Below are 12795 nucleotides of genomic sequence, written 5' to 3'. Positions count from 1 at the left end.
AAACATGGAGAGATCGGGATGGTATTTTCATCCAACGTGTTCCTGTTTCTGTTCTTGCCGATCTTTCTCGGCTTGTACTACCTGAGCGGGCAACGCTATCGCAACCTGCTGCTGCTGATCGCCAGCTACGTGTTCTACGCGTGGTGGCGGGTGGACTTCCTGGCGCTGTTCGCCGGCGTCACCCTGTGGAACTACTGGATCGGCCTGAAAGTCGGCGCCGCCGGCGTGCGCAGCAAACCGGCCCAGCGCTGGCTGTTGCTCGGTGTGGCGGTGGACCTGTGCATCCTCGGCTACTTCAAGTACGCCAATTTCGGCGTCGACAGCATCAACGCGATCATGACCTCGATGGGGCTTGAGCCGTTCATCCTGACCCACGTGCTGCTGCCGATCGGTATCTCGTTCTACATCTTCGAGTCGATCAGCTACATCATCGACGTCTACCGCGGTGATACCCCGGCTACCCGCAACCTGATCGACTTCGCGGCATTCGTGGCGATCTTCCCGCACCTGATCGCCGGTCCCGTGCTGCGTTTCCGTGACCTGGCCGACCAGTTCAACAACCGCACCCACACCCTCGACAAGTTCTCCGAGGGCTGCACGCGGTTCATGCAGGGTTTCATCAAGAAAGTCTTCATCGCCGATACCCTCGCCGTGGTGGCCGACCATTGCTTCGCCCTGCAAAACCCGACCACGGGCGATGCCTGGCTCGGCGCGCTGGCCTACACCGCGCAGCTGTATTTCGACTTCTCCGGTTACAGCGACATGGCCATCGGCCTGGGCTTGATGATGGGTTTCCGCTTCATGGAAAACTTCAAGCAGCCGTACATCAGCCAGTCGATCACCGAGTTCTGGCGCCGCTGGCACATCAGCCTGTCGACCTGGCTGCGTGACTACCTCTACATCACCCTCGGCGGTAACCGTAAAGGCACGCTGATGACCTATCGCAACCTGTTCCTGACCATGCTCCTCGGTGGTCTGTGGCACGGCGCGAACATCACCTACATCGTCTGGGGTGCGTGGCACGGCATGTGGCTGGCGATTGAAAAAGCGCTGGGCCTCAACACTTCGCCGCGCAGCCTCAACCCGATCCGCTGGGCGCTGACCTTCCTGCTGGTAGTCATGGGCTGGGTGATCTTCCGCGCCGAAAACCTGCACGTTGCCGGCCGCATGTACAGCGCGATGTTCAGCTTCGGCGACTGGTCGCTGTCGGAACTCAACCAGGCCAGCCTCACCGGTCTGCAAGTGGCGACTCTGGTGGTGGCTTACGTGACCCTGGCGTTCTTCGGCCTGCGTGATCTGTACACCAACCAGCCTCCGGTGAAGACCAAACCTGCGGTCAACGTCGAGAGCGACGGCCCTGCCGGCGCGCAACCGGGCCTGATCAAGGCAGCCCCGGGCGAAAACCCGGCGAGCATCCACGAGCCTGGCTACACCGTCGGCGTCGACGCCCAGGTGCAACCGGCGTACTGGACGGCGGACTGGTCGCGCTACGTGATGCGCGGACTGATCCTGCTGCTGTTCATCGCCTCGATTCTCAAACTCTCGGCGCAAAGCTTCTCGCCGTTCCTTTACTTCCAGTTCTGAGGGATCTGACATGACCCGCTCATTACGCATCTTCTACATCGCGCTGTTTCTGGTGACCCTGCTGGTGCTCGGTCTGTGGTCGGTGCGCAGCTTCTTCGGCTTCAGCACCAACGCCGACGCGACGGTGCTCAACGGCCGCTGGACCAAAGCCGTGGAAACCCACTACGACGATGAATTCCCGATCAAGCGCCTGGGCACCAATCTCTGGGCCGCGCTGGATTTCAAACTGTTCAACGAAGGTCGTCCGGGCGTGGTGCTCGGTCGCGATCAGTGGTTGTACAGCGATGAGGAATTCAACCCGATCGTCAACGAAGAGCTGAACCTGCAAGGCAATTACGCGCTGGTCGAAGGCGTGCGGCAGACCCTGAAAGAGAAAGGCGTGAAACTGGTGATGGCGATCGTGCCGGCCAAGGTTCGCCTGTACCCCGAGCACCTGGGTGAAGTGAAACCGGCGAGCATTCACGCCAACCTCTATCAGGACTTCCACGCTCGCGTCGCGGCGGACAAGATCCTCGCCCCCGACCTGCTCGGCCCACTGCAAGCCGCCAAGCAGAACGGTCAACAAGTGTTCCTGCGCACCGACACCCACTGGACCCCGGAAGGCGCGGAAATCGCCGCCAACACCCTGGCCAAGACCATCGCTGACAAGTTCCCGCTCAGCGGCGAGCCGCAGCGTTTCGTCACCACCCCGGCGGAGAAGGTCACGCACAAGGGCGACTTGCGTCTGTTCCTGCCGCTGGATCCGCTGTTCGAAAACCTGATGCCGGCGCAAGAGCCGCTGCAAAAGCGCAACACCGTGGCCGCCGCCGAGCAGCCTGCCGGTGACGACGCATTGTTCGCCAACAGCGAAGTGCCGGTCGCGCTGATCGGCACCAGCTACAGCGCCAACCCCAACTGGAACTTCGTCGGTGCGCTCAAGCAAGCGCTGCACAGCGACGTCGTCAACTACGCAGAAGACGGCCACGGCCCGATCCTGCCGATGCTCAGCTACCTGAAAAGCGACGACTTCAAGAACAGCCCGCCACAGGTGCTGATCTGGGAGTTTCCTGAACGATATCTGCCTGTGAACAACGAAATCGGCGACGCCGACCCGCAGTGGGTCGCAGAGCTTAAACAAGCCGGCGCGCGCCAACAAAACGTAGCAATCAACACTAAATCCGAGACGCCCGATCGGGCGCAAAACTGAAAGAGAGGTACACCATGACTTTCACTACAACTCCTCGTCGTCTCGCTAAACGCTTCGCACTGGTTGCTGGCCTGAGCGTACTGTCGGTCCAGGCCTTCGCCGGTGGCGACGCTGCGCTGTACGGCCCGACCGCACCGAAAGGCTCGACCTTCGTGCGCGTCTACAACGCCAGCAACGCTGAAGTCAGCGCCACCGTCGGCAGCACCAATCTGAGCGACGTCGCGCCGCTGGCCAGCAGCGACTTCAGCTTCATGCCGGGCGGCGACTACAGCGCCAAGGTCGGCAGCCAGACCCTGCCGGTGAAACTCGCCGGTGACCACTACTACACCCTGGTCAACAACGCTTCCGGCGCGCCGCAGCTGATCGAAGAACCACCGTTCAAGAACAAGCAGAAATCCCTGGTGCGCGTGCAGAACCTCAGCGACAAGCCGCTGACCCTGAAGACCGCCGACGGCAAGACCGACGTGGTGCCTAACGTGGCCGCCAAGGGCCGTGGCGAGCGTGAAATCAACCCGGTCAAAGTCAGCCTCGCGCTGTACGAAGGCGACAAGAAAGTCGGCGACGTGAAGCCGGTTGCCCTGGAGCGCGGTGAAGCAGCCGTGCTGTACGTCACCGGCAACGGCAGCAACCTGTCGCCAGTCTGGGTGAAACGCCCGGTGTCGACCCGCTAAGCACATGAAACCGGGCAGCCGTCGCTGCCCGGCACGGAATAACAACAAGAGTGAAACGACACAACGTTCGTGGCTCTGACCCAATCGATTTTATGGAGTAAACAATATGATTCCGGTGATCTTGTCAGGTGGTAGCGGCTCACGTCTTTGGCCGCTTTCGCGCAAGCAGTTTCCCAAGCAATTCCTCGCCCTGACCGGCGAACACACGCTGTTCCAGCAAACCCTCGAGCGTCTGGTGTTCGAAGGCATGGACACCCCGATCGTGGTCTGCAACAAGGATCACCGCTTCATCGTCAACGAGCAGTTGAGCACCCGGAACCTCGAATGCCAGCGCATCCTGATGGAACCGTTCGGCCGCAACACCGCGCCGGCTGTGGCGCTGACCGCGATGATGCTGGTCAATGAAGGTCGCGACGAACTGATGCTGGTGCTGCCGGCGGACCACGTTCTCGAAGACCAGAAAGCCCTGCAACGCGCCCTCGCCCTGGCCACCGTCGCCGCCGAAAACGGCGAGATGGTGCTGTTCGGCGTGCCGGCCACCAAACCGGAAACCGGTTACGGCTACATCAAGTCCACCGGCGATTCGCTGCTGCCGGAAGGCGTCAGCCGTGTCTCGCACTTCGTCGAAAAACCCGACGTCAAACGCGCCACCGAATACGTCGAGTCCGGCGGTTACTACTGGAACAGCGGCATGTTCCTGTTCCGCGCCAGCCGCTTCCTCGAAGAGCTGAAAAAGCACGATCCGGACATCTACGACACCTGCCTGCTGACCCTTGAGCGCAGCGCTCAGGACAACGACACCATCACCTTCGACGAAGCCACCTTCGCCTGCTGCCCGGACAACTCCATCGACTACTCGGTGATGGAAAAAACCCAGCGCGCCTGCGTGGTGCCGCTGACTGCCGGCTGGAGCGATGTCGGTTGCTGGTCGTCGCTGTGGGAAGTCAACGAGAAGGACGCCAACGGCAACGTCAGCAAGGGCGACGTGGTGATCCAGGACAGCAAGAACTGCATGATCCACGGCAACGGCAAACTGGTGTCGGTGATCGGTCTGGAAAACATCGTGGTGGTCGAAACCAAGGACGCCATGATGATCGCCCACAAGGACAAGGTCCAAGGCGTCAAGCAGATGGTCAACACCCTCAACGAGCAGGGCCGCAGCGAAACCCAGAACCACTGCGAGGTCTACCGTCCGTGGGGTTCCTACGATTCGGTGGACATGGGCGGTCGCTTCCAAGTCAAGCACATCACGGTCAAGCCGGGCGCGTGCCTGTCGCTGCAGATGCACCACCACCGCGCCGAACACTGGATCGTGGTCAGCGGCACCGCCGAAGTGACCTGCGACGAGAACGTGTTCCTGCTCTGCGAGAACCAGTCGACCTACATCCCGATCGCCTCGGTGCATCGCCTGCGCAACCCGGGCAAGATCCCGCTGGAAATCATCGAAGTGCAGTCGGGCTCGTACCTGGGTGAAGACGATATCGAGCGCTTCGAGGACATCTACGGTCGCTCGACCCCGATCGAACGCGGCGTGTCGGTGAAAACCATCGCGCAGTAAGCGTTCCGTAAAACAAGAAGCCCCCGTCCAGCCCGCTGCGTCCCCTATCCGCAGCGGGTTGGGCGGGGGCTTCTTGCTGACGCTCATGCAGCCTTGGAAGCCCCGGCCTGTACTTTTTTATGCCAGGTACTGACTTTTACCGATCCAGGAGTTTTGATTTCAAGCGTTCCGTGGAATGACTTGTCGAGACTGTCCAGCATTGTCCGTGCATTCATTCTTCCCACCTGCACGGGACTGATTCCCGAATTGCCTATCAGCAATGCCTTCAACTCTTTCAATCGGCCTTTGATCATCGGAACTGCGCTCAAGTCGGATGAGTGCTTCGGATCTAGTACATCCGGAGAAGCAAAAAACTCCAGGCTGTCGTAGCTGTCACCAAAGGCGCTCCTGAGTGCATTGTCGTCCTCAAGGTCATACTCTGCAAAATGCGTCATGCCCGCTAGAAATCTGCGCTCGTTCACTTCTCCGTTTATGGATAAAAGAAAGAAGGTGAATCCCATATTCCCAGCCTTGGTCCAATCCTTTTCGCTGGTATTGCCACCTTTTCCACCCAACGCCTTCAATTTGCTGTTGACCAGAGAAAAGTTTGACTTGATGTCCATATGTGACGGTGCCGCGCCCTTCGTCGCGAAGTTGTATGAGTAATGACGCAAGGTAAATTTCAAGTCTTTGGTCTTTTCGAGCACCGCAGGTGGTGCCTTTGTAGTTTTGAACTTGAGCTTGCCTTCGGTTATGTCATTCATCATCGTGTAGGGCTTCACTCTGTCCGTATCGCTGTAATTGTCCTTGTACGATTCAAAAATCTCGATGGCCGTGCGTACCGCCGAATGGGACTTTGATTCCTCGCCTTGCTCGTCAAAAAACGTCAACGGATTATTTCTCACCATTCGGAAAAGATTGATGCCATCTGCCTCCACACCTGCCGGATCCGGATTGCTCCATTTCTGCAACCACGGGATGTAGTAGCGGTAACCGTAGTAATCAAGCCCGCTGGCATCACGCTCCTTGCCCGAGTAACGGATGTATTTGTAGCTGAATTCGCCGTCCTGCCAGGCACTGGTACCGTATGGGTGAAACCTTTCCCGGCTGATCACCGCACCGTCATCGGCGGTTTCCAGACTGACCGACCCCAGGTGATCGACATGCTGGTATCGATACCGATCGTTGAGTCCCGAAGGCGGCGGGCTCTCCCAGTGCTGTACTCGAGCGTTGTCGGCAATGATGACCTGCAACCGTTCACCGGTACCGTTGACGGTGCGCAATTCCAGTCCAGGCAAATAGCGCACATCGGCAATCAGGGTGCGGGCGTTGGTTCGTAATGAGCGGATCTTGCGTACTCGCTGACTGCCAGACTCGTAGAGATAGACCTCCTGGTCGTTGAGCCCGGAGGCGCGTTCCACCGGGCTGACCGATTGCAGTTGGTTACGCAGGTTCCAGCTCAGCATCCGCCCCGGTTCCAGCTGCAACAGGTTGCCCCTGCGGTCGTAGGCAGCTTCGATTTCCGAATCGCCGGGAATGGCGTTCACGTAGGGCAAAGAGCGGTTGCTGAAACTCGCCGGTTGCAGTTTGCGCCCATGACTTTGCGGGCCGACATGAATCAGGTTGCGCAGGTTGCCGCCGGGATCATATTCGTAAGTCTGCTGATAGTTGCTGATCGCCGAAGGGTCGATGCGCCCCATCGATTGCGGGCCCTGACTGACAGTGCCGGCTTCCCAGCCGAAAGCCATGATCAACTGGTAAAGACTGTCGTAGACAAAGCGGCTGACCGGCTCGATGCGCTGGTTGGCAAAGTAACGGATCGGCAGTGCCTTGTCTTCGATACTCAGGACATTGCCCATCCTGTCGTATCCATAACTCAGGTGTTGCAACACGAGACCGTTAGCATCTTCGGACCGAAGGCCCAACAGGCGATCGTCTTCGGGGCGATAGATCCGGGTGGTGCGCACACCGTTACCACCAGTTTCCTGCGTGACATTGCCTTGCGCGTTGTAGCGAATGTCAGTAACCAGGATCTGCTCAGGCTTCCCCTTCAACCGCAAGCGGCGCTCGTGCAAGTGGCCATCGACGGTCAGCGCAAATGTATGCCGGTTCTCTCGGGCATCCGTCTGCTCCAGCACATCGCCCAGCGCACCATGGCGCCACTGCGATGTCGCACCAGCGCCAGGCTCCAACAGTTGCGGGCGATCCGCCTCCTGCTCCGGCCAGTCGGGTGTCAGCGGTTCCTGCGTAAAGTGGCGGGTGTCTTCAGTGCATGAGCCGATGATTGCAAACGCGCTGAACAGCACGCTGCCGGCTGGATGGTCATGACGAATCAGTTGACCGAACTGGTTACGCGACTGATCCCCGCTGCCGGGATGACCGTAGGTCAGGCGCTCGACACAACGCCGAGGCTCGCCCTTTCCCTCTTCGAATATCGCGACGGGGCGCAACAGATTGTCGTGCTCGATCTCGCGCTGCGTCTGACGGCTGTCCCAACTGAACATCGTTTGTGCAGCGAGTCCCTTCAACTCGATTTGCGTACCGGCATCGACACTGTCCGAACGAATCACCGTGGCGTCCAGAGCAAACACCTGCGTCAGATTGGCCGGCGTCAGCGGGTCGCCGGCTTGCGACAGCCAAAGCCGCGGGTCCCAGTGTTTTACCGCACGCCCCGCAGAATCATGCAGGATGCGGTTGATCCGGGACTCTACCGTCCCGCTCTCGATGGCTCGATGATAGTCGACCGTGCGAACCTCTAAGCCGCGCGGCTCGAACACAGACATCCTCGGCGTATTGATATGCAAGCTCATTAACCGTGCATCCTCGCGCGACCGGCGTTCTTTGTAGCTCTGGCATCTGAGCAGGCTCAGCGCTGATCCGGCTACTGTCAGAAATTACAGTCCCGACCAACGGCACTGCGCTCAATCCGTGAATGTCCATTCCCGCGCCCCTTCGGTAGGATGGTCATCACGAGTTCAAGGAGCGTTCGAACATGTTCATCGGCGTCTTGCTGGTCATCACCTGGCTGATCCTGCTGTTGCGCTACCCGGCCAAGGCCTTGCCGGTGTCCATGGCCGCCGCCGTCGGCCTCGGGCTGGTGGCGATGTGGGTGGTGTGGCTGGACAACCGCGAAGTCAAGCAACTGGCGCGCCTGGAACTGCGCATCGTCTATGCCCCCGAACACTGCCCTGCCGACCGCCCGCTGCTGCTCAAGATGAACAACGGCAACGACGTGCCGCTGACCGAACTGCGCTGGCGCATTGCGGCGTACGCGCCGGGCGACACCGTGAACCTGGCCGACAATCAATACGCCGCCCCACGCTATCGCGGCCCAGGCGAACTGCAGCCCGGCGGCAACTGGGAAGACTGCCTGCCGATGCCGCCGTTGCGTCCCGGTTATCGCCCGCAAACCCTGGAGTTTCGCGCCGAGCGATTGCAGGGTAGTTTCTCCGACTGATCCCCTCTCCCACTCTTTTGCACAAGGAATGCGCCATGCCCGTCGCGTTGATTACCGGTTGTTCCAGCGGCATCGGCCGCGCCCTCGCCGATGCCTTCAAAAGCGCCGGCTACGAGGTCTGGGCCAGTGCGCGCAAGGCTGAAGATGTCGCGGCACTCGCCGCTGCCGGGTTCACGGCCGTGCAGCTCGACGTCAATGACAATGCAGCGCTGGAACAACTCGCCGAGCGGATCAACCAGCAACATGGCGGCCTCGACGTATTGATCAACAACGCCGGTTACGGCGCCATGGGGCCGCTGCTCGATGGCGGTGTTCCGGCCATGCAGCGCCAGTTCGAAACCAACGTGTTTTCGATTGTCGGCGTGACCCGTGCGCTGTTCCCGGTACTGCGTCGGGCCAAGGGCCTGGTGGTGAATGTTGGTAGTGTTTCCGGGGTGCTGGTCACGCCATTTGCCGGCGCCTATTGCGCGTCGAAAGCCGCGGTGCACGCGTTGAGCGATGCGTTGCGCATGGAACTGGCGCCGTTCGGGATTCGCGTGCTGGAAGTGCAGCCGGGGGCGATTCAATCGAGCTTCGCCAAGAATGCCGGCCATGAGGCCGAACAACTGATCAACGAACAATCACCGTGGTTTCCGTTGCGTGAAGGCATCCGGGCGCGGGCCAAGGCTTCGCAGGACAAACCAACGCCGGCCAGCGAATTTGCCGCCGAGTTGCTCAAGGCGGTACAGCAGAACAAACCACCACGGCTGATCCGCATCGGCAATGGCAGCCGGGCGTTGCCGTTGCTGGCGACGTTGCTGCCGAAAGGGCTGCTCGAGTCGACGTTGATGAAGCGCTTCGGCTTGCGCGGGAAACTCTGAGACCGAGTCGGCCCCATCGCGGGCATGCCCGCTCCCACAGGTATTGAGGCGCGTTCAAGATGTTCAGGCGCCGTGATATCTGTGGGAGCGAGCCTGCTCGCGATTTGCAGCGACTCGGTCTGTCAGTTATCCACAGCGTCCTGCTTCACCACCACGGTGCAGGTAATCCCCGCCGCCAGCAGCACACCTTCCGGCACTTCATCAATGTGAATCCGCACCGGCACCCGTTGCGCCAGCCGCACCCAGTTGAAGGTCGGGTTCACATCGGCGATCAGCTCGCGGCTTTCCGGGTTGTCACGGTCGTAGATGCCGCGGGAAATGCTCTCCACGTGGCCCTTCAGAACTTCGCCGCTCATCAGTTGCATGTCGGCTTTATCGCCGACACGAACGTGGGGCAGTTTGGTTTCTTCGAAGAAGCCGTAGACCCAGAACGAGTTCATATCGACCACGGCCATTTTCGCTTCGCCGATGCGCGCGTAATCGCCGCGATGGACGTTGAGGTTGGTCACGTAGCCGTCCACCGCCGCCCGCACTTCGGTACGTTTGAGGTTGAGTTCGGCGGCTTCCAGTTGCGCCTGAGCCTGTTGGTAATCGGCCAGTGCCGAGTCGGCGATGTTGCTGGCGTCGTCGCGGTTTTCCTTGGAGATCACCAGGTTGTCGAGGTCGGCGCGGCGATGGGCGTTGACCTTGCGCATCTCCCACGTGGCCTTGCGCGAAGCCACCAGCGACTGCGCCTGTTTCACCGCGAGGCGATAGTGCTCGGGGTCGATCTGCATCAGCAGATCACCTTTCTTCACCAACTGGTTGTCACGGACCGGCACGTCGACCACTTCACCGGTGACGTCGGCCGCGACGTTGATGATGTCGGCACGGACCCGGCCGTCGCGGGTCCACGGGGTGTTCATGTAGTGCTCCCACAACGTGCGGCCGATCCACAGCGCCAGGGCCAGCACCAGCAGGGTCGCGAGCAGGCTGAAAAACTTTTTCATCAGAACGTTCTCAACGGTAGACAGTCAGCGCCATCGCGCCGAATAGACAGGTAAACAGACTCAGGCGCAGCAGCGCCGGGTGCCAGAAGAAGCGGTACAGATCGAACCCCGAGAGGAACCGGTCCAGCGCCCAGGCCAGTGCCGCGGCGACGAAAAACATCAGGGTCATGGTCGGCATGTACACGCCGTGGAAGGCGATTTCACGAGGCATGGGCAAGTCCTTCGGGCTTGGCGATGGCGTAGGCAGCGAGTGGCGATTGCGGGTCGAGCAACGAGGTGCGGATGAAGTGCAGGTAGCTTTTCACCCGACGCAGGGCCGAGGTATCGAAGTGCGGTGCGAACGGCTCGTCAGTGGCGGCGACCCGGCTGATCGCGTGATCGACGGCGACCAGTGCGCGTTCCAGATTGCTCGAATTCGGTTGCAGGAACAGTCGCACCAGCGAACGCCCCATGACCCGGATCGCCTGACGCCATGGCTGCGATTCGGCATACGCCGGATGCACCGGCAGGATTGCCTGTTCCTTGCGCAACTCGATGATCGCGTGACCGACTTCCAGCACCACGAACATCCAGCGCAGCAGGTTTTTCTGCACCAGAGGTTGACCGGCCGCCAGGCCATAAGCCTGATGCATCAGGTCGCGGGTACGGCTTTCGAAACTCGACGCCAGGCCCTTGAGTTTGCCGCTGATCGCGTACACCACTTGCCCGCGCAAATCCTGTTCAAGCCGCTGCCACAACCAGCGGCTGTTCGGCGGCAGAATGATCGCGCCGGCCGCCGCGCAGACCAGCATGCCCATGACCATGGCGATGTAGTCGTTGATGAAGGTGTAAGGGTTGTAGATCGTCAGGTTGTCCGGCACCGAACCGGTGCTGAAGAAGATCAGCAGACCGAGGCCGACGCCGGCGTATTGCGGTCGCGAAGCGAGGAACGAGCCGAGCACGATCACCGGCGCGAGCATCATGCACAGCAACGGAAAACCATCTATCCACGGGAAGATGAAAAACATCTCGACGAAGCCGATCAACGCCCCGAGGAATGTGCCGCAAGCCATCTGGAAGGCCATGCGTTTCGGGTTTGGCGTCGCCGCCGACAGGCCCACGGTGGCGGCAGCGATCAGGGTCATGGTCGCGCCGCTCGGCCACGCGGTGGCGACCCAGTAACTGCCAAGCACGACCAGAATGAACGCAGCACGAATCCCCGAAGCTGCCGCCGCCCACCAACTGGTTTGCGGGGTGAACGGTTCGTCCCAGCGCTCGCGTTCGTGGCTGTGATCGGCCAGCGAGGCGTGGGTCTGTGCATAACTGTGCAAGTCATCGACGAAGCGATAAAGCAGCTCATACGCGGTGTGGAAATCCAGCTGCTCGGCGTCGCTCGGCTCGCTCTCCTGAAAGAGCGCCCGCAGGCTGCGCACCCGCGCCGGCAAGCCTTCCTTGTACGCCGCCAGCGCCAGCACCAGACGCGCCGCGTCCGGGCTGGTCAGGGCGCGACCGCTGAAGCCGTCGAGCACTTCGGCCAGGTCCTGCAGGCCCGGTTTGATCGCAGCTTCCACATGGTCGGCGCCATTGCGACGCAGGCGTTCGAGCAACTGGTGCAAGGCGTTGAAACGGGTGGTGATGCCCATGAACTCGCTGTTCAGGCGACTGAGCCGACCGTTGCGCCGACGCATGTGCGGGTCTTCGAACACGGTCACGCTGCGCAGCCCTTCCAGGCCCACCGCTTCGGCGATGAAGCGTACGTTGCTGGCCTCGAACGACTCCGGTTTGCTGCGCCCGCGCAGGCCATCGGTGACAAACAACGCGAACACACCGAAGCGCTGATACAAGGCGTTGCGCATCGCGGCGCTGGCGGTTTGCGGCAGGATCGCGGCGCTGACCAGGGTCGAGCAGAGAATCCCCAGCGAAATTTCCAGCACTCGCCACACCGCTGCCATGAACGCGCCGTCGGGATGCGCCAGCGCCGGCAGACCGACCATCGCGGCGGTGTACCCGGCCAGCACAAAACCGTAGGCGCGGAAGTTGCGGCAGCGGGCGGCGCCGGCAGAGCAGATGCCGACCCAGATTGCCAGCGAACCGAGGAACAGTTCGGTGTTCTGGGCGAACAGGGAAATCAGCGTGACCATCATCGCCGACCCGGCCAGGGTGCCGAGGAAGCGATAGAAACTCTTGGCGAACACCTGGCCGCTCTGCGGCTGCATGACGATGAACACGGTGATCATCGCCGTGCGCGGTTGCGGCAGTTCCAGGCGCATCGCCAGCCACAGGGTCAGGAACGCGGCGATCAACACCTTGAAGATGTAGACCCAGGTCACGCCGTCGCTGCGCGCCCAGTCGAAGAAACCCCGGCGCCATTCCAGGGAGTAGAGCCAGCGCAAAGGTGCGGGCAAGGGAGTCATTCAATTGTGCTCAATGAGTTTCAGGTCGGACCCATCCCCTGTGGGAGCGAGCCTGCTCGCGAATGCGGTGTATCAGCCGACATGTGTGCTGGCTGACACTCCCGCTTCGCGAGCAAGC

Annotated in this window: 10 protein-coding genes; 6 read left to right on the top strand and 4 right to left on the bottom strand. The window is 60.9% G+C overall.

Annotation, left to right across the window (positions count from 1 at the left end):
* Positions 1-18 precede the first annotated feature (18 nt).
* The 4 genes from K5E37_RS06815 to K5E37_RS06800 all read left to right on the top strand — a co-directional run bounded on the left by K5E37_RS06815 (position 19) and on the right by K5E37_RS06800 (position 4999).
* Complete coding sequence (locus tag K5E37_RS06815) at positions 19-1584, top strand: MBOAT family protein (protein WP_221533425.1); 1566 nt, start codon at positions 19-21, stop codon at positions 1582-1584.
* Positions 1585-1594: 10 nt separating this feature from the next.
* On the top strand, positions 1595-2770 hold the full coding sequence (locus K5E37_RS06810; RefSeq protein WP_007957303.1) for an alginate O-acetyltransferase: 1176 nt from the start codon (positions 1595-1597) through the stop codon (positions 2768-2770).
* A gap of 14 nt (positions 2771-2784) precedes the next feature.
* Entirely contained in the window at positions 2785-3441 is a 657-nt protein-coding gene (locus K5E37_RS06805) for an alginate O-acetyltransferase AlgF (RefSeq protein WP_085608134.1), read from the top strand.
* Positions 3442-3547: 106 nt separating this feature from the next.
* Positions 3548-4999: a mannose-1-phosphate guanylyltransferase/mannose-6-phosphate isomerase gene (locus K5E37_RS06800; RefSeq protein ID WP_085608133.1), complete on the top strand. Its 1452-nt coding sequence runs from the start codon at positions 3548-3550 to the stop codon at positions 4997-4999.
* An 83-nt stretch (positions 5000-5082) separates the two neighbouring features.
* On the opposite strand, the gene K5E37_RS06795 is transcribed toward K5E37_RS06800, so the two are convergent.
* A complete protein-coding gene (locus tag K5E37_RS06795; RefSeq protein WP_085608132.1) occupies positions 5083-7788 on the bottom strand; it encodes an RHS repeat domain-containing protein in 2706 nt (901 codons plus the stop codon).
* A gap of 182 nt (positions 7789-7970) precedes the next feature.
* Here K5E37_RS06795 and K5E37_RS06790 point away from each other — a divergent pair, with 182 nt between their 5' ends.
* Positions 7971-8435, top strand: a complete 465-nt coding sequence (locus K5E37_RS06790) for a hypothetical protein (protein WP_007957299.1) — start codon at positions 7971-7973, stop codon at positions 8433-8435.
* A gap of 35 nt (positions 8436-8470) precedes the next feature.
* Complete coding sequence (locus K5E37_RS06785; protein ID WP_085608131.1) at positions 8471-9295, top strand: SDR family oxidoreductase; 825 nt, start codon at positions 8471-8473, stop codon at positions 9293-9295.
* A gap of 122 nt (positions 9296-9417) precedes the next feature.
* On the opposite strand, the gene K5E37_RS06780 is transcribed toward K5E37_RS06785, so the two are convergent.
* The 3 genes from K5E37_RS06780 to K5E37_RS06770 are packed head-to-tail and all read right to left on the bottom strand — an operon-like array spanning position 9418 to position 12677.
* Complete coding sequence (locus tag K5E37_RS06780) at positions 9418-10284, bottom strand: HlyD family secretion protein (RefSeq protein WP_085611394.1); 867 nt, start codon at positions 10282-10284, stop codon at positions 9418-9420.
* A gap of 10 nt (positions 10285-10294) precedes the next feature.
* Positions 10295-10495, bottom strand: a complete 201-nt coding sequence (locus K5E37_RS06775) for a DUF1656 domain-containing protein (RefSeq protein WP_003221811.1) — start codon at positions 10493-10495, stop codon at positions 10295-10297.
* Positions 10485-12677, bottom strand: a complete 2193-nt coding sequence (locus K5E37_RS06770; RefSeq protein WP_221533424.1) for an FUSC family protein — start codon at positions 12675-12677, stop codon at positions 10485-10487. The genes K5E37_RS06775 and K5E37_RS06770 overlap by 11 nt, the downstream gene beginning before the upstream one ends.
* Between the last annotated feature and the right edge of the window lie 118 nt (positions 12678-12795).

The sequence above is a fragment of the Pseudomonas sp. RIT778 genome (genome assembly GCF_019718735.1).
Lineage (GTDB): Bacteria > Pseudomonadota > Gammaproteobacteria > Pseudomonadales > Pseudomonadaceae > Aquipseudomonas > Aquipseudomonas aphyarum.
Note: the sequence above shows the minus strand (reverse complement) of the source record. Positions and strands in the feature narration are given on the sequence as shown.